9 protein-coding genes are annotated in these 19256 nt (G+C 37.4%); 2 read left to right on the top strand and 7 right to left on the bottom strand.

What is annotated here, in order from left to right; all coding sequences use genetic code 11:
• Positions 1 to 111: 111 nt before the first annotated feature.
• On the top strand, positions 112 to 1440 hold the full coding sequence (locus FLACOL7796_RS01615) for a rhamnogalacturonan acetylesterase (RefSeq protein ID WP_173969100.1): 1329 nt from the start codon (positions 112 to 114) through the stop codon (positions 1438 to 1440).
• A 20-nt stretch (positions 1441 to 1460) separates the two neighbouring features.
• A complete protein-coding gene (locus FLACOL7796_RS01620; RefSeq protein ID WP_173969101.1) occupies positions 1461 to 4325 on the top strand; it encodes a glycoside hydrolase family 2 protein in 2865 nt (954 codons plus the stop codon).
• 327 nt (positions 4326 to 4652) lie between these two features.
• Here the strand turns inward: FLACOL7796_RS01620 and FLACOL7796_RS01625 are convergent, their stop codons facing one another.
• The 7 genes from FLACOL7796_RS01625 to FLACOL7796_RS01655 all read right to left on the bottom strand — a co-directional run bounded on the left by FLACOL7796_RS01625 (position 4653) and on the right by FLACOL7796_RS01655 (position 18910).
• Positions 4653 to 7091 carry a glycosyl hydrolase 115 family protein gene (locus FLACOL7796_RS01625; RefSeq protein ID WP_173969102.1) on the bottom strand — a complete coding sequence of 813 codons (2439 nt, stop codon included), beginning with the start codon at positions 7089 to 7091 and terminating at the stop codon, positions 4653 to 4655.
• A 332-nt stretch (positions 7092 to 7423) separates the two neighbouring features.
• On the bottom strand, positions 7424 to 8866 hold the full coding sequence (locus FLACOL7796_RS01630; protein ID WP_173969103.1) for a family 43 glycosylhydrolase: 1443 nt from the start codon (positions 8864 to 8866) through the stop codon (positions 7424 to 7426).
• 332 nt (positions 8867 to 9198) lie between these two features.
• Positions 9199 to 10539 carry a hypothetical protein gene (locus FLACOL7796_RS01635; RefSeq protein WP_173969104.1) on the bottom strand — a complete coding sequence of 447 codons (1341 nt, stop codon included), beginning with the start codon at positions 10537 to 10539 and terminating at the stop codon, positions 9199 to 9201.
• A gap of 319 nt (positions 10540 to 10858) precedes the next feature.
• Complete coding sequence (locus FLACOL7796_RS01640) at positions 10859 to 12193, bottom strand: glycoside hydrolase family 88 protein (RefSeq protein ID WP_173969105.1); 1335 nt, start codon at positions 12191 to 12193, stop codon at positions 10859 to 10861.
• A gap of 122 nt (positions 12194 to 12315) precedes the next feature.
• Positions 12316 to 13293, bottom strand: coding sequence for a family 43 glycosylhydrolase (locus FLACOL7796_RS01645; protein WP_232067267.1), 978 nt, complete (start codon positions 13291 to 13293; stop codon positions 12316 to 12318).
• A 320-nt stretch (positions 13294 to 13613) separates the two neighbouring features.
• Positions 13614 to 15710 (bottom strand): RagB/SusD family nutrient uptake outer membrane protein, encoded by a 2097-nt coding sequence (locus FLACOL7796_RS01650; RefSeq protein ID WP_173969107.1) that lies wholly within the window; start codon positions 15708 to 15710, stop codon positions 13614 to 13616.
• A 47-nt stretch (positions 15711 to 15757) separates the two neighbouring features.
• On the bottom strand, positions 15758 to 18910 hold the full coding sequence (locus tag FLACOL7796_RS01655) for a SusC/RagA family TonB-linked outer membrane protein (RefSeq protein WP_173969108.1): 3153 nt from the start codon (positions 18908 to 18910) through the stop codon (positions 15758 to 15760).
• Between the last annotated feature and the right edge of the window lie 346 nt (positions 18911 to 19256).

Here is a 19256-nt window from a genome sequence, read left to right on the forward strand (position 1 = left end):
ACATCATAGTACAGGATACTTTATCAAAACGGAAATTTTAGATTTGAAAATCGAATAAATTAAAATCCCGAAAAATTGATCCAACTTAGAACACTCTTATTTTGTTTTTGCATGCCGGCTTTTTTATTTGCCATGCCGTCGAATGTTGCTTTACACGATTATAATTCTTTATCGAAAGTCAATTTGAGAACGAATGATAAAGACGCAAAATCCTTGTTGTTTTATTTTGGTTCTAAAGTAAAAACATCAAAAGCAACCATAATTAAGAATGCTTTACCCTACGATTCTAAGCTGGGTTATGGTTTTGATGTGAATTCAGCCTCAAATGTCGACATGAATGCTAATTCTTTTTCGATCACTAAACCCACTTATTTTTCTGTAAAAGTGCCGGAAGGAAATTATCAGATTGAAGTAGTTTTAGGAAACGCTGATAATGCATCAAACGTAACCATAAAAGCCGAATCAAGAAGATTGATGCTGAGGGAATTTCCAATAGAAAAAGGACAAAAAGTAACTAAAACCTTTAATGTCAATGTACGAAACATTAAAATCGATGATAAAACGAACATTAGTCTGAAAGACCGAGAAAAAGAAATTTTTAATTGGGATGATAAACTAACTATAGAATTTTTAGGAGAAGTTACAGTTCAGAGTATCCAGATTACTCCGAAAGATAATTTAACTGTGGTTTATCTTGCCGGAGATTCAACCGTTACCGATCAGGATGTAGAACCATGGGCGTCCTGGGGGCAATTTATTACCAGCTATTTTGATGATACTGTTGTGGTTGCCAATTATGCTTATTCCGGATCTTCACTAAGTTCTTTTAAAGCGGCAAACCGTCTTAAAAAGATACTTTCACAAATTAAAAAAGGTGATTATTTGTTTGTGGAGTTTGGACATAACGACGAAAAAATAAAAGGTGCCGGAAATGGTCCCTGGGAATCTTATTCGGATTTATTGACCGAATTTGTGCAATCGGCAAAAGATAAAGGTGCGATTCCGGTTTTGGTTACGCCAACACAGCGCAGGTTTTTTAATGAAAATGGCACTTTAAAAGCAACTCACGGCGAATTTCCTGATGCCATGCGTGCTGTGGCTCAAAAAAACAATATCGCCCTTATTGATATTACCAAAATGACTACTACATTGTACGAAGCCTGGGGCGATGAAGTTTCAAGAAAAGCTTTTGTACAATATCCTGCGAATACTTTTCTGGGACAGGAAAAAGCGTTGGATGACAACACCCATTTTAATAGTTTTGGAGCCAACGAAATTGCGCTTTGTGTTCTTAAAGGAATTCGTGAATTAGATATTCCGTTACTAAAACAAATCAAAAAAGAAACTCCTGACTATAATCCAAATCAACCAAATTATATTTCCAGCTGGACACTTCTAATGAGTGCGCGTTTCGAAATTGCGAAACCAGATGGCAACTAACCAAAGAATTCAAACCAATTATGATGCTCAACAAAACCATTCAAAAGCTTAGTATTATTGCGTTTACACTTTTTGCAACACAAAATAATACCGCACAGCAAACTGATAAGATCTATCTTTCGGGAAAAGATTTCGAACATCCTGTACAATGGGATTTTTATTGTACCGAGGGAAATAACAGTAAAACCTGGTCTAAAATAAATGTTCCGTCGCAATGGGAATTAGAAGGTTTTGGCGAATATACCTACGGAAGATGGTACAAAGAACTCAACCAAAAAGAACCAAGCAAAGAAGAAGGTTTATACAAATATGAATTTGATGTTCCTGCCGATTATAAAAATAAAGATGTTCTAATTGTGTTTGGCGGTGCAATGACAGATACCGAAGTAAAAATAAACGGAAAATTGGCCGGAGCGATTCATCAGGGAGGTTTTTATGAGTTTAAATATGATATTTCATCATTATTAAAATTTGGTGCTAAAAATATTCTCGAAGTTCATGTCTGGAAACATTCTGCCAATAAATCTGTGAATGCAGCAGAACGAAGAGCCGACTGGTGGCTGTTTGGCGGTATTTATCGTCCGGTTTGGTTAGAAGTTGCGCCTAAATCGCATATCGAAAATATTGCCGTAAACCCAAAAATAGACGGTTCGATAACGGTGGATTTGAATTTGAAGAACATTCCTAAAAATACTGTTCTCGAAGCTTCGCTAAAAGGTTCAAACGGAGAGAATTTTCAAACTTTTACTTTTCCAATTAAAGCAAAAAGTACCAAAGAAACTATTGCAGCACAATGGAATAGAGTAAAACCGTGGGATCCTGAAAACCCTAATTTATATAATCTGGAATTGGTTTTAAAACAAAACGGAACCATTCTTCATCAATACAACAAACGAATTGGTTTTAGAACTTTAGAGTTTAGGAAGCAAGACGGAATATACGTTAACGGTACTAAAATTGTCATGAAAGGAATCAATCGACATTCTTTCTGGCCTGAAGGCGGACGAAGCACGAGCAAACGCATTAGCGAACTCGATGGTAAATTACTGAAAGACATGAACATGAATGCAGTTCGTGGCCATTATCCGCCGGACGATCACTTTATGGCCGTTTGCGATTCGTTAGGACTTTTTGTTTTGAATGAATTGGCGGGCTGGCAAAACTCGTATGATACCGAAACAGGAACAAAACTGGTTAAAGAAATGTTGGCGCGCGATGTCAATCATCCATCGGTAATTATTTGGGACAATGGTAATGAGGGCGGCTGGAATTATGATGTAGATAAAGTTTTTGAAGATAATGATCCGCAGAAAAGAATTGTGATTCATCCGTGGGCTGATTTTAATGGTTGGGACACACACCACTATCCTACTTATTTAACCGGAATGCACCGTTTTAATGCCGGAGAAAATGTATTTTTCCCTACGGAATTCATGCACGGGACTTACGATAACGGACACGGCGCGGCTCTTGAAGATTTCTGGAATCGCTATAAAGAAAGTCCGTTGTTTGCCGGAGGATTTATGTGGGCCATGCTCGACGAAGCCGTAAAACGCTCTGACTGGACGGGCGATGTAAAATTTGATTCGAAAGGTTCGCTTGCCGCTGATGGAATTTTGGGACCACACCGCGAAAGAGAAGGAAGTTACTATACCGTAAAAGAAGTTTGGGCGCCTATTCAGTTTCAGCCCAAACAGGTTACTCCCACTTTTGATGGTTCATTTTTGATTACCAATGATTATCTTTTTAGTAATCTGAATACCTGCAAAATGGATTTTAAAGTAGTAAAATCAGCTAATGATGTGCTTTATACTAATGGAAATGCCAGGGAAATAAGTTCGGGTAAAATAGAAATTCCGAGTATTAATCCGGGGGAAACACGTAAAATTCAGTTTGATGTTCCGGGTAATTTTGCCGAAGGAGATATTTTATCTATATCGGCTTATGATCAATTCAATAAGGAAATTTATACCTGGACGTGGCCTATTCATAAAGCCAAATTTTATGCGGAGAAGTTTTTAACCGTTCAAAATACAAAGGCCAAAGCTTCAGGAACAAAAACCGGTAATGAAATTACGCTAAAAGGAAATGAGGTTACCGTAACTATTGATGCGGCAACCGGAGAAATTGTAACGATTAAAAACAAAACGTCAACGATTCCGCTTACTAATGGTCCTCGCCCAATTGGAATGAAAGTAAAACTAAAAGACGTTCAGCTTACACAAGAAGGAGATAAAGCCATTTGTACGGTAAAATATTCCGGTGGTTTATCCTCCATAAAATGGATTATGGAACCAGACGGAAGATTTAAAATGGAATTAACAGCATTGAAAAATGAAAAGGTTTCCGGTGGTTTTGATGGTTTTGACGGCGCTTATTTTGAAGATAAAATCAACTCTTTTGGCATCACTTTTAGTTTTCCCGAAAAAGAAGTTACAGGAATTAAATGGTTTGGAAGAGGTCCGTATCGTGTTTGGAAAAACAGAATTAAAGGAACGACTTACGGCATTTGGGAGAAAGATTATAACAATACGATTACAGGCGAAAGTTTTGAGAATCTTATCTATCCTGAATTCAAAGGATATCACGCGAATTTGTTAGGCGCTAATTTAAAAGCAGGGACATCATCTTTTAAAGTTTTTAGTGAATCTGATAATTTATTTCTAAGATTATTTACACCCGATTTGCCTAAAAATGCTTTCCCGGGAAGTAATCCTCAACCGGCATTTCCCGAGGGTGATATTTCGTTTATGTATGAAATTCCGGCCATGAGAGATTTCAAGCCTTTAGAACAACAGGGCCCGCAAAGTCAGCCTACCAACATTCGTATTAAAAGCGGTGATGATGGAATTAAGATGAATTTGTGGTTTGATTTTAGAAACTAGCCAGAAGGTTATTTAACCGCAAAGAACGCTAAGGTTTTTTACTTTTAGGATTTTATACAAACGCAAAGTCCGCAAAGCTGTATGTTGATAAAGCTTTGCGGACTTTGTGTAAATCTTTGTGTTCTCTGTGGTTTATCTTAACGTTACAATTTAACCACAGAGAACACAAAGATTTTTTATAGCTGGTTTTATAAAAACACAGAGTTCACAAAGCTGTGTTTTTATAAAACTTTGCGAACTTTGCGTATCCCGATAGCTATCGGGATTGCGTTCTTTGCGGTTAAATTACAAGGTATTCTTTATAGAATTTGCGGTTAAATCATAAGTCTACTTAACAGGAATTTCATAATTACTTCCTTCAGCCGTTTTATACACCGCCACTTGATCCAAAACAATTCCGGTTTGATTGACTTCTATTGTAACGGTATGTTTTCCTTTTAAAACATTCGCAACCGGAAGTTTTACAATCACACTATTTCGCAACACATTTTCTTTCCATGCCTTTTCCCTGTCTTTTGTATTTATTTTAAAGTGCTGAATAGCATTTTTGTCGATTTGTATTCCTATTTCATGATCGAAATTATTGGCGTGCGTTGGCAAAAGACGAACTTCTACGGTGTAATTATCAGATTCTTTGATTTCGAATTCATACGAAGCAGAAGGTTTTTTACTTTTAAAAATATGCTGATGAAACGGAAATAAAGTAATAGCATTATTGCTGTATCCTAAACCGTTTATCGTTTTCCATTGGTATTCTTTTGTATCCTCTTTAGCTTTAAACTGATTGGCCTGAATATAAATTCTGTCTGTTTTAATCGAAGGTTCTTTCGAAAAAGGATTCTTTTTAACCGAATCAAAAACAGGCAGATTTCGCGGATGCATCGACATCATATGATTCCATTTGCCATCGCTTAATTTAGTATTATAAAAATCAGTCAAATCTTTGATTTTTTGGTACGATTCTGATGCCAACAATTCATATTCATTCTTTAGCTTTTCATCTGAAGTTGTGGCAGATAAATTCCAATATAAAAACTTATGGTTCATATACGCCGCTCCTTTTACAGGATATACTACCAACTGAAACCATGCATTTTTTCGTTCATTCGGCACAAAAGCAGCCAAATTATCCACTTTCTGAATCAAACTATCATAGGCTTTTATTCTGTTCAGAGATTCTTCTGCCGAAAAATCTGCAAGTTGTATTGGCGTTGTGGGTTCCGTTTGGCTCCATCCCATATATTCCGGTTTTCTTAGTGAAGCCAATCGGTAATATTCTTCAAAAACAACAATTAAGTCAGTTGCAATTTCAGGCGTGAATTCCCTCGAAATCCAATTTTTCAGATATTCATTAAGTCCGTCTGATTTTATACTGTTGATATTCCAGGCCAAATCCAGAAAAAGCTCCGTATCATATTCTGCCGGTTTAATGTCTCCCACATTTACAATCCACATCTTTTTCGCACCATTTTCATAAGCTTTTGTCATTTCATACCAAATCAAACCGGGTTGTGTCGTACTCAGCCAAAGATAATCGTGCGGTCTTCCCCAATAACTGATATGATAATACACTCCGCTTCCACCCGATCTTTTTTGCTCTTCGATATTGCTCAAACGCCGAATATAACCGTAATTGTCATCCGGCCAGACCAATGTAATATCTTCTGGGATTTTAAGTCCGTTATCGTATAATTCCAGAACTTCTTTATAAGGAACAAACGCTTGTGGAATCGCTGCTAAAGGCTTTTTGAAAGTATTCGAAAGCATTTCACGCTGATTGACAATGATTTTTTCGACCATTGCAATTGATTCCTTCAAATCTTTTGCGCCTTCCATTTTACTATCGTGAACACCGCGCATACCTAATGTCATGATGGTTTCGTTTTGCCCCAGTTTTAATTCGTCTAAACGATCCTGCCAGTATTTATCGACCTGTGTTTTATTGGTAAAATAATTATAATCACCATAAATTTTAGGTTTCCATTCGTCTACATTGTTGCGAAGCATGGGTTCTGCATGCGAAGATCCAATCACGATATGGTATTTTTGAGCCATTTCCTTATTTCCCGAAATAGTAAAAAAACCTTTAGTCGAAGGATGCATCGCAGGCCAGATCGTATTGGCTTTTAACCGTAATAAAAGCTGAAATATCTTTTCGTAGGTTTTAGGGCCAATATCTCCTGTTTCTTTTTCGAAAGTTTTGGCTGCCCAGGGCTGTAATCCCCAATCTTCATCGTTTAAAAAAATACCGCGATATTGTACGGATGGCGCTGTATTAATTCCCTTTCGGGGAAGTTGAAATGTTAAGTTTTCTTTTTTAATCGAATGAACATCTGCCCACCATTTCCAAGGCGAAACGCCCAATCGTTCTGTCATTTCAAAAATGGCGTACACGGTTCCCCTAACATCCGATCCGGCAATTAATAGGTTGTCTTTTTCTTTTTTTATCGAAAATTTTTCCCATTGATTGAAAAGTTCTTTCCGGATTGTTTTCGATTTAAAAAAATCAGAAGAAATCTGCCCGATGTAAATGCCCTTTTTCGAAATGGTATTTGTCTCTATAATTTCAGGCCGTTTTCCCGTAAGTTCTTTTACATCATCTGCCAATTCATTTACCGCCCAGATAATTAAAGGATCGGTGTTTTTATCGATATAAATAGAAGTGGTTTTATTAGCTTCTACAATAGAAAAATCAACCCTATCCTTACTTTGACAATAAGAAACTAAAGTTGAAATGGTAAGGATTAATGTTGTTATTTTCTTCATTTTGAATTATTTTACTGGCCCACGGATGGAACGGATTTGGCTGATGTACGCTGGTTTTTTTTCGCAAAGGCGTTAAGGCACTAAGTTTTTTTCTTTACTGGGTTAATTAATCGCGCAAAGGCGCAGAGTCGCAAAGTTTTTTACTTAAAATTCTATTTGGCTAAAGCCAATCACTTTGAACTTATTTTACCTCCAGCTAAAGCTGGAGACTATTAAAACTTTGCGTCTTTGCGAGATTATTATTCATTACCAGAAGACGCACTGCAGTGCGTCTCTACGATTCCCTTTGTCCCTCTGCACCTCTGCACCTCTGCACCTTTGAACCTTTCTTCTTACTCAATTCTTAATTGGCTTACAGAAATATAATTTCCCGTGCTGCCATAACTCGACTTTCTCTTATCGGACCAATTGGGTCTTTCTCCTGTATTATAAACGGTTAAAATATAATTACCTTTTTTTAAATTTGGAGATCTGAATACTTGTGTGATAGCAGGATTCTTGCTGTACATATCGATCACCATTGTTATAATTTCATGTTTTTTTTCATCGGTTAGTATCACTTTTGCATAACCATTTTCAGCTCCTGTGAGACTGTACAATACAATTTGCTTTCCGGTAAATTGAATCGAAAAAGAAGCTTCTTTTTCATCTGATTTACTTTCCGTTGTTGTATGTTCCCAATTTCCTGTATATTCAATTTGACTATCTGAATTCTTTATACTTGTTTCTTCAATTTCTTTTTTCGATACAACTCCCGTAGATGTATTGATTTTCCATGCTTCCTGATAATTTGGTATTGATACAGATGTCTCGGAAATTAAAAGCGGCTGCCAGACATAAGTTGCTGAAGAGCCTTGTTTGGGATAAGACCAACGATCTCCCATAAATATATAGGCAGTTTCTTTTGTTCCTTTTACAGGAAGTACAAATGTTGATTGCGAATTCCACGTTAAACTCCCTTCAGGTGCGATTAATCCTCTGGATGTCCACGGTCCTTTTAATGAATTTGAAGTATAATAATAATTATCGTTTTTCTCCCAGCTAGTAAGATGTGAGCCTATAAAATAATATAAACCCTCTTTTTTAAACATTGTTGGCGACTCAAATCCTATTGTGATATTTTCGTTTACTTTCTCTGTAACCGATTTATAATCATCATTTAATTTGTAAATTTCACCGCCATGAACCAATATATAACCAGAACCTTCATCATCCTGAAAAGTCCCCATATCCCACTTTTTTATGGGTTTTCCCTGAAATAATAGCGGACCTTTGAATTCATAAGGACCTTTTATTTTTTTTGAAACAGCGTAACCTACAAACTGATCTTTATAGGTTAAAGTATCAGCATGCATGTACATAACATATTCTCCCGTTTTTGGATTTTTCATTACTTTGACCCTTTCTCCAACCCGATTAGGTCCTAATTTACCTGATTTTTGTACCGGAAGTGCGACGCTTTCAAATTTCCAATTGTACAAATCTTTGGAAGAGTAACAATTAAAACCGCCAAATGCATTACTGGTATCACTGTGCGCTTCACCAAAAAGATAGAAAACATCTTTCTCTTTAATAATACAGGCGCCATGGGCATTTACCACATTTCCGTTTTGATCCAGCCAGGGAACTCCGGAATAAATAGCATTGTTATTTTTATCGATATGAATTGAAGATGTTTTATTAGCCTCTACAATAGAAAAATCAACCCTATCCTTACTTTGACAATAAGAAACTAAAGTTGAAATGGTGAGAATTAATGTTGTTATTTTCTTCATATTGAATTATTTTAATGGCCCACGGATGGAACAGATTTGGCTGATTTACGCTGGTTTCTTTTGCCACGAAGGCGCTAAGGCACGAAGTTTTTTTTGTTTTGCGTTGTCTGTTAATCTCGCAAAGGCGCTAAGTCGCTAAGTTTTTTGCTTAAAATTCTATTTGGCTAAAGCCAATCACTTTGAAATTACTTTACCTCCAGCTGAAGCTGGAGGCTATTGAAACTTTGCGACTTTGCGTCTTTGCGAGATTATTATACCTTACCAGGAGACGCACTGCTGTGCGTCTCTACGATTCCCTTTGAGCCTTTGAGCCTTTGTCCCTCTGAACCTCCCTAAATCCTTTTAAGCCAATCCTTAGGCACATTTACAATACAAATATTCAAGGTTCGATTGTCCTTAGAAAGCATCGCCGACTGAATCTGAATTTTTGTTCCGTCTCTGTTGAAAGTGGGATGAATATGGTCTGCGGCTGTTTCTTTATGGCCTGTGGTTAGCATTATCATTTCGTTTGTTTTTCGGTCGATCAAATACAAGCTTCTTGAGAAATCATCGCCTACAGCCCATCTTCCGTCAGAGGAACCGTGTACGTGCCATAAACCGCTGCCACTTTTGGTTTGTCCGGCAATAATCATTTCTCTGGTTCTTAGATTTACAATGGCGAGCCCTGTTGGTTTTTCACGCGTTCCTGAATTTCCCCAATTACTTTCCTGCCCTGGATTTTCAGGATTTCGTACTTCAGTACTAGTAGTAACTTCTACAGGTTTTTCTTTATGAATATCAATTTTACGGTGTCCCATAATAGCCATTGCGACCTCATCTTTAGAAATTACAGCTTCATGCGTTACCCATTCATAATCCGATTCTGGATACAAAGGTCTTAACCCCGATCCATCGGCCATAACCGTCCACGTCCTTTGAGGTGATTTTCCGCCCGTTTCCCAGCAAAAAACAAGTTCTCCGGGATTCCATATGTTCGACTGGATATGTCCTACCTGAAAAGGCACGGAAATAACATGTTTGAATTCGCCTGTTTTTAAATTCATGCTTCCAATTCCGCCTGGCCCTGCGCCCATGTTTCTGGGACCAAAACTTTTTTCAATTTTAATATTCGGATCCAGATGTCTTGCCGCTTCTTCTTTTCCTATTCTAAAATAAATTCTTTCTTCATCGGCATCTAAAGCCATATCTCCCGAAGCTCCCATTTCCGGATTCGTTATTCCGCAAATGCGTTCGTAGGCTGACACGGATTTCATTTTTCCCGCCTGACTGTCTTTAAAAACATCGGCTAAATTGACTTCCATGATTTGCATTTTATCTTCTGGTGCTTTTCGCATAAAATACAATTTCATCGATTTTTGCGCTATGCATAGCGTTCCGGTATAACCACCTTCTGTAACCTGAACCATTACACCCGATTTTTCATGGACAGCTACTGCTTCTCCATTGGCTCTTTTGGTTCTAAAAATAAGCCATTCCCCATCAGATGTCCATTGCGGATGTGTTGGGTAGGTTTTAGAATCTCCCGCTGATTTCGTGGTCAAGAAGATTAATTCCTGACCTGTTACGGGATCTTTTATAATCTTCTTTTCAGATGGGAATCGTGTTCCAATCTGACTGAAAGTTGTTATGGTGCATAACAGGAAAAGTGTGTTTATTGTTGGTTTTAATTTCATATGCTGTTGGTTAATTGCCACGAAGGCGCTAAGTTTTTTTTATTTATCACTTTGTCTATTAATCTCGCAAAGGCGCGGAAGCGCAAAGTTTTTTGAATTACTTTATCTATTTTATTTGATTAAGTCGCTAAGTTTTTTTGATATACTTTGACGATTAATCGCGCAATCCCGATAGCTATCGGGCGAAGAGGCGCAAAGAAATATTAAATAGCTATACTATAAAACTTTGCGTCTTTGCGACTTTGCGAGATTAATTCTAACCCGCTTTCAAAAATTCATAATTCATAACTCATAACTCATAACTCATAACTCATAACCCCTAACCCTTAACCTTCAATTGTATCGAACTATCATTAATCTCGAATTGATTGTTTTTCAGCAGCAGAATCATTTCGGCTCCAGCCAATAAAACAGGACCATAACCGTGAGCAGCGTATAAATTTATGGGACGGTAATAATAAAAAGCGGGATCAAAGCCCATTCCGGTTCCAACGCAGGTTCCTTCGACCTGACCTTTTGCATTTACTTTTGAAGCTACGGCATTCCACGCCAGTAGAACTGCGGGTGTATAAGCCAGTTTATCGACATAACCGCGATTGATTGCTCTGGCAATTGAATAGGCATAAATGGCTGTAGCCGAAGTTTCTAAATACGTATCGTTTCGATCTATTAACTGATGCCAAAAACCGGTACCATCCTGATATTGCAGCAATCCTGCAATGTGTTTTTGCAGTTGGGATAAGACTTGAGGATATCCGGGATGATCTTTAGGCAATACTTCAAGTAATTCAACCATTGTCATTACTGCCCAGCCATTTGCCCTTGCCCAATGGAACTGCGGATGAGCCTGCATCGCTTCGACCCAGCCGTGCATGTAAAGTCCGTTTTGAGAGTTGAACATTCGCTGAGAAAACTGATTGACTTGCTTCACAGCATCATCAAAATATTTGACATCGCTGGTATAATTTCCCATTTGTGCCAAAGCGGGAACGCTCATAAACATATCGTCTAACCAAAGCGAATTGTCCTGCGGACGGTTTCTTGCCAGGGTTCCGTCTTTTAAGCGATGTTCTTTTTCACTGATGTATTGAATGAAATTATTAATGACAGGATCATAAGCAGCATTTGGGTCTTTCTTTTTTGCTTTTATAAACGCCGCACATAAAGCGCCCGCATCGTCTAAAGCTTTTGGCTGTAAAACGCTGTGAACCGGGGAATCTTTGATGTTGTCGGTTTTATAATTGGCAGCAATGTCTGCGATTAATTTTAAGCGTTTATTGGCATATTCAGCATATTCTTTTTTTCCTGTAGCCTCGGCTGCCAAAAGCATACCTGCGTAGGTAACGCCCCATTCGTAACTTGTTAATCTAAAAGCTCCGGGAGAAAAGACAATTTTCCCTTTTGCTTTTTTGAAATCTTTTACTTCTGAATTATCGCTGGCGTATACCGCTTTTGAAGCTGTATTTTCTTCAAGAAAAGAATGCACTCTGCTCAATACACTTTCGATATTATTTTTTTCAGGAATAATATATGGCGTTATATAATCCGGTTTCATTAAATGCAATGGTGTTGTCACATCATTTGTCTGGGCATTAATATTGGTACAAATTCCGATTGCGAAAACTGTTATAATTTTGGTTAGGTTGTAGTTCATAGTTGTTTTTTTAGGTAATGTAAAAATTCAATTTAAGACTATTTTTTAATGATTTTTCCCGATAGATATTTTCTATAATAAACTTTTAAGTATTTAAAAACAAGATATTTAAACAAATCTGGTTAATGCTTTAAATTAATATAAACCAACTTATCTCTATTACAGATAATTTCACCATTTATGTATTCTAATTCAGCTACTTGTATAGTACTTCTTTTGGTTTCGTAACTATCGATACCTTTATTTTCCGGTATTCTTCCGGGGTGTGTAAAATAAAAAATATAGGCTCTGTCGTTATTCACTATAACATCTGGATGTCCCCCTATTACTTGATCATCTTCTCCTGTTCCGGGAATTTGAAGAATATTTTTTTCCTGACGATTCCAATTCAGGAAATCATCTGAAGAATAAACATTCAACCCTCTCCATGAATCTGATATCATCCAGTTTTTACCCTTCCACTGAAATACTTTCGGGCCCTCGCCTCTGTCTTTTACAATTTTATTTCCGCCATCAACCCAATTGTAGAGATCTTTGCTGTCAGCGTAATAAATCGATTTTCCGTCGTTTTCATTATTGTAAAACATTCTCCATGTACCATTTGGCAATCGGAATACAGAAGCATCAATACATCTGTCTGAGGCCAGTTTCAATTCGGATTCGAATTTCCAGTCGATTAAATTCTTACTGGTCAAATGAACAATAGATCTCGGATGGTACCAATCATTAAAAATTCCGGGAACTATGGTGAGGTACATATGATATAACTTTTTGTGTTGAATTACATCGGGTGCCCAATGCGTAATGTCTTTTATTTTATAGTTGATATTGCAGGTATCTCTGTATTTCCAGGTTGCGCCATCAACAGATTCAGCGATGCCAATTCGGGTTCCGTGTACCCAGGTTATTCCTTTGGCTGTGGTATCTTTTGCCCTACGATTGGTATAAAACATGAACCATTTTTTTTCTTTAGCATTATAAATAATGGTTGGATCGGCAGCTCCATCAAAAATTGGATCCCGATATAAAGGTTTAGCTGCAATATGGCTTTTCTCTTTTTCAGAATTCTTTTGAGAAAAAACAGATAGAGAAAACAGCATTATTATCAGATTTAATAAAAGCTTTTTGAGATGGTCTTGTGACATTTTTTCTATTTGATTATATCCGTAAATGACGCTGATTTTTTTCTTTTTAACCACATATTAATTCTTCAACTATCAATCAAAGTATTTTTTATTAAATACACTATAATTCAATTAATTACATTTAAAACTATAATAATCAATTGATAGATTTTAAAATTAAAAAACTAAGACGGTTTTGGCATCCTGTGCTTTCCTGTTTAAAGAAGTAAAAAAAGCTTGTTCTAAAAAAAACCGCCTCTTTTGAGACGGTTTCAAAAACAAAAAATTAAAAAATATTAATATCCGGGATTCTGCCATTCTTTCTTTTGGGCATCCGATAAATTTGAACCATCATCATTCAATAATCCATCAATAAATGATTGCGGAATTGGACGAAGTTCGTGTTTGTTAACTGTAATATTTGGTGCCGCTTCTGCATTAAAAGCTTTAGCACGTTTGATTAACATTCCTGTACGGGAAAGTGTTTCCCAACGTTGCCATTCTCCTAACAATTCACGTGTATATTCGTTAAGGATAAAGTTTAATGCACGTTCGTAGTCGCTTCCGGCTCCAACTTTAGCAATAATAGCTTCATCTTCTGCCGGAAGGTTAGCAGGAAATGATGTTAATCTTAAATCAGATGCTGCCGTTGTAACCGCAAGTGTTGGATTAGATAAATAATACGTATTCATATCTAAATTTGAAGCGGCAAAGTTTGTTGCAGCTGTTCCTGTATTCAGAGCATTTGCTTTGAATGCCTGAGAACCGTCATTATAATACGATCTGTTTTCCCCGCTTTTCCATTGTGCTCTTGCTCTAATCACGTTAATGTCCTGCATTGCATTACCATATTGCTGCAAACGGGCATAACATTCTGCGCGTATCAAATAGGTTTCGCCTAAACGAGCCATAATTACATCGCGGTGTGCATCTCCTCTTTCGGCATTTCTTGAACCGTCTTCTGTTTTATTGATTCCGGCAAAGAAATTACAAATCGGCTGATTTTTGAAAGTTGGTGCAACGTAAGTTCCGTTTTGGTACAACACTGAAGAATTAGGAACATATTGTCCTTTTACAGCAGCTAAAGTTCCTGCCGTTGCTGTTTGTCTTTTTCCTGTTGTCCATTCTGCTAAACGACCGTTTGCATCTGTCCATGTAGGCGCCTGAACGCTTGCCCCAAATTTAGCACTGTTATATGTATTGTCATCTTTAGTATTTAAAATCATTACAATACCCGGATCTCCAATTTTCACTCCCGCATTAGCCGTTACCACTGTATTGGCGCCGTAAACTGTTCTAAAGGTTTTCCACATACGGGCATCGTTTACGTGATCATAAACTGCATAAGCATATTCCGTTGGGCGACAACGCTGAAAATCCATACTTCCAATCCATACACCACGTTTTACCCAGCCACCTGAGAAACTAGAAAATTGTGGAGCAAAATAACTGTAGGTACGGTTTCCAAAACGACCTACTGTAGCGGCGTCTCCGTTGTGTCCGGCAGCCATTAAAATTTCGCTCAATTGCTCGTTCGGGCAGTCAATTCCTGTCCAGTTAGCATACAAATCACTATAATTGTTTGTTAATGGTCCGCGGGCAGAAATCGCATAACTACAAGCCTGAATTGCTTCGTCAAGATCTTTTGCTTTATAAGCTGAATTCCACTTATCGTTACGTTCTGAAGCACGGAATAATAATGCTTTTGCAAGGAAATGCGCTGCAGTAGCTTTTGTCCAGGTAATTCCTTTTCCATAAGTAAAAACTTCACCTGCAAAAAGATTATAAGAGTTACGTAAATCTGATATTACCTGCTCCCAGCATTGCTCTTCTGTAGCACGTGTAAAATTACGCACAACTCCTGTTGCAGGTACAGTTTGCAGCACAACACCACCATATTGAGCCGTAAGACGGTAATAATTGTAGCCGCGTAAAAAATAGGCGTGCGCCAGACAGCGATTACGAATAGCGATGTCATCAATTTTTGCTGCATTGGCAATAATGGTATTACAAGAAGCAATTCCGTAGTACATCTCGTCCCAAAGTGCTGCGGGATTGGTTGCATTTCCGTTTGCTGCTCCTGTCGCTGCTGTAGCACCAATTGGTCCAAAACGGTTGTCGTAAGTATTCCACATTTCGTTGGTCAGATCGTTTGCATTGGTAAACTCATCGGTTCCGTACAATGTATTGGCATACGACCATTCAAACCCAAAATGCCATCTTATATTTCCGTAAAGCGATACTGTCAGAGCTTGAAGACCTTCTGATGTTTCGAAATAATCAGTCGAATATTGGCTATTCTGTTCTTCGTCAAGAAAGTCTTTCGAACAAGAGGAAATTGATAATCCTAGCATTATCAAAAGTCCTATTCCTATATTTTTTATAGTATTCATTTTTTTACTTTTTTTGTTATACTTCGTTCGTTACAACACATTTATTTTTAAAACCCAACTTCAAGACCCATAACAAAACTTCGATTAGAATATGTTGAATTTGTATCTAAGTCATAAAAGTCTAGTGATTGGTAAATGTTACCCGGATTTACTGCCTGCACATAAAGTTTAAAGTTTGATAAGCCAATACTTTTTGTAAAATCTCTGGAGAAATTATATCCTAATGAAATGTTACGAATTTTTACAAAAGAGGCTTTTGGAAAACCAAGAAGTCCTGAAAATTTATCTGCTGATCCTGATGATGCCTGACCCAGAATAGGTTTTTGATATTGAGCACCTGTGTTGTCTGGTCTCCAGTAATCAATTTCTCTCTGATTACTATGCGACGTTAGGGCTTCTTCGACTTTCTCAGTTAAATAACCCGCACGTCCGTAAATATTGATTCCTAACTCAATTCCTTTGTAGGTAAAATTATTATTCCATCCCATTGTCCAGGTTGGATTGCTGTTCCCCAATACTACACGGTCTGCAGCATCCATTTTATAGTCACCATTTTGATCTTTCGGACGTACATTTCCGGGAGTAAAGTTGTAACTCGCACCCCATTTTGCCATTTCAGCAAGATCTTCCGGCGTGTTTTGCCATAAGCCCAAATTATCATAACCATAACGAACAGCGATTTGCTCGCCAATAAACCATGTATTGTCCGGCATATCATTTTTACCATAGGCTAACTCTTCAATTTTATCTTTCTGCCAGGCCGCATTTAAATTTGTTTCCCACGTAAATCCGCCACTTGTCTGAATCGGAATTAAATTAAGCGTTACCTCTACACCACGGTTACTTGTTTTTCCCACATTTGCAAAAGTCGAAGGAAACCCTGTTAGCGTAGGGATTTTAACCGACATTAATAAGTCGTTTGTATACGATTGATAAACATCTATAGCTCCACTAATTCTGTTTTTAAAGAAACTAAAATCGATACCAAGATTGTATTGCGTAGTTTTTTCCCATCCTAGTGCTTTATTAGCCAATGACAATTGAGTATCTGTATAATACGGTTCATTTGTAGTGTAACCAATCTGGTTGCTCATTCCATTGAAAGGAAGGTAAATAGAAGAGATAAGTCCTTTTGTTTTATAAGGGTCTACAGATGAGTTACCAGTTGTACCGAATCCTAAACGAAGCTTAAGATTTTCAATCCAGTTTACTCCTTTAAGGAATTCTTCATTATTAATTCTCCATGCCAATGCAGCTGAAGGAAAGAAATCCCATTTATACCCTTCTGCCAATTGCGATGCACCATCCCAACGTCCTGACATCGTTAGCAAGTAACGGTTATCGAAACCATAGTTAGCACGGATCATATAAGAACTTAACTGACGTTCTGTAAGACCTGAACTCATACGGCCATTATTAGCCGGATTGGTAAGATCGACTGTTCCCATTGCATTCCATAAAAAAGATTTATTTGGGATATTATTGGCGTTCATAGAAGAATTTTCAACATTCCATGATGAAGCTGTCTGAAGCAGGGTTGCTCCTATTTTATGTTTTGTCGCAAAAGTACGATCATAGGTAATCATATTGTCTAAAGTCCATGAAAGGTCTCTACGGTTCTGTAGACGCGCATAATTTACACCGGCACTTCCGTCTGCATTAATTTTAAGTGATGAAGTTCCATCAACATAAACACCTTCTCTCCAATGACGAAAATCCGGTCCAAAATTTATTTTATAGCTTAATCCTTCCAAAGGAGAAGCGAATTTACCTAAGTCAATTGTGGCTGAAAAATTTCCTAAAAGACGCATTGTCTGTGATCTTTGCGTGCTTTTATCCCATTCGTCCATCACGGTATATATCGCTGACTCACCTCCCGGGTTAATAATCAATTTACCATTTGCATCATAAGGAACTGCAATGTTATAAATACTTTTAGCAGCTCCTAAGATGGCATTAGGCGCTGTTCCGCTTCTTGCCTGCAAAGTCGACATACCAAAATCCTGCTCACTCCATGAAGCATTTAACGATGCATTGAATTTAAGCCATTCTACAGGATTGATGTTTGTACTCAATTTCGCTGTATAACGTTTGTACCATTGTCCTTTTTGAGTCCCTTCCTGATCAAGATATCCAAGTGATCCGTAAGCATTTACTTTTTCAGATCCACCACTGGCACTTAAAACGTGTTCTTTACTTATTCCTGCTTGTGTTACAAGATCAACCCAGTCTGTATTGGTTACTTTTGAAGCATCCCAGGTACCACTCTGCCATCCCTTTAACACATTATCTCTTGATGTCTGACCATCTAATGCGCTATCAAAAATCAATTTGTCATTTGCAAAAGTCGGAGAATCTGGATGTGCATAAGTTGTAGAATTAAGATTGTATGCGGCCCAACGTCTGAACTGAATAAAATCAGCCGCATTCATTGAAGGTGCACGATCTACAATTTGAGAAGCTGTTAATGTTCCTGCATAGTTTAAACTAAAAACTCCGGATTTTCCTTGTTTGGTTGTAACAATGATAACTCCGTTTGCTCCACGAGAACCATAAATAGCGGTTGCAGATGCATCCTTTAGCACATCAATAGACGCAATATCTCTTGGATTCAGCGTTTCAATTGATGAATCAGACAACAAAGGCACTCCATCAACAACGTATAAAGGATTGTTACTTGCTGTTAACGAACGTGTACCACGAATACGTACTGTACCAATAGATCCCGGACGTTCGTTGCTGGTAATATCAACTCCGGCAGCTTTTCCTTGCAATGCCTCAAGTGCATTAGCAACAGGCCTGTTCATTAATTGCTCTGCACTTACACTTGCCACGGCTCCTGTTACATCAGATTTCTTCTGTGTACCGTAACCTACTACCACCACTTCATTAAGTTGCGCTATATCATCTGCAAGTTTTACATTGATTACTGAATTTGTACCAACTGCTATTTCCTGAGTTTTAGAACCTGTTGAAGAAAAAATCAACACCTGGCCCTGAGTTGCATTTACAGAGAACTTGCCATCAAAATCAGTTGTAGTTCCTGTTTTGGTTCCTTTAACAAGTACATTTGCACCTGGTATTGGTAAACCAGACATATCTGTAATGGTTCCTTTTACCACTTTGTTTTGCGAGTAAGCTGTAGTATGCAATAAAGCAAACAGAGCAAAAATCAGCAAAAAATTAAGCTTGTTTTTCATAAAAGTTAAAATTTGGTTAATTATTTAGTTAATCCAAATTTATCGAGAACACGATTGCTCTGTATCCTGTAGTATCCTGTTAGTTTTCAATATCTTATAAAATTTTTCAAATTGAACTCAATATAAAAACGCTCCAATCACCTGATTTACAACCAATATTTAAAAGGGAATACACTGAAATATCAGATCAAAAAAAATATTTATTTATTTTTTTACTATTCTTATTTATTTATAAAAAAAATTAAGAATTGAAAAACAAAGACTACAATTCACTGCATATTTAATTCTGCAAAACAGGATGCTACAGGATGGCAGTTTGGCTTTTTGATGCTACTTTTACTAGACA

Source organism: Flavobacterium bizetiae (genome assembly GCF_902804475.1).
In the GTDB taxonomy this organism is placed as follows: domain Bacteria; phylum Bacteroidota; class Bacteroidia; order Flavobacteriales; family Flavobacteriaceae; genus Flavobacterium; species Flavobacterium bizetiae.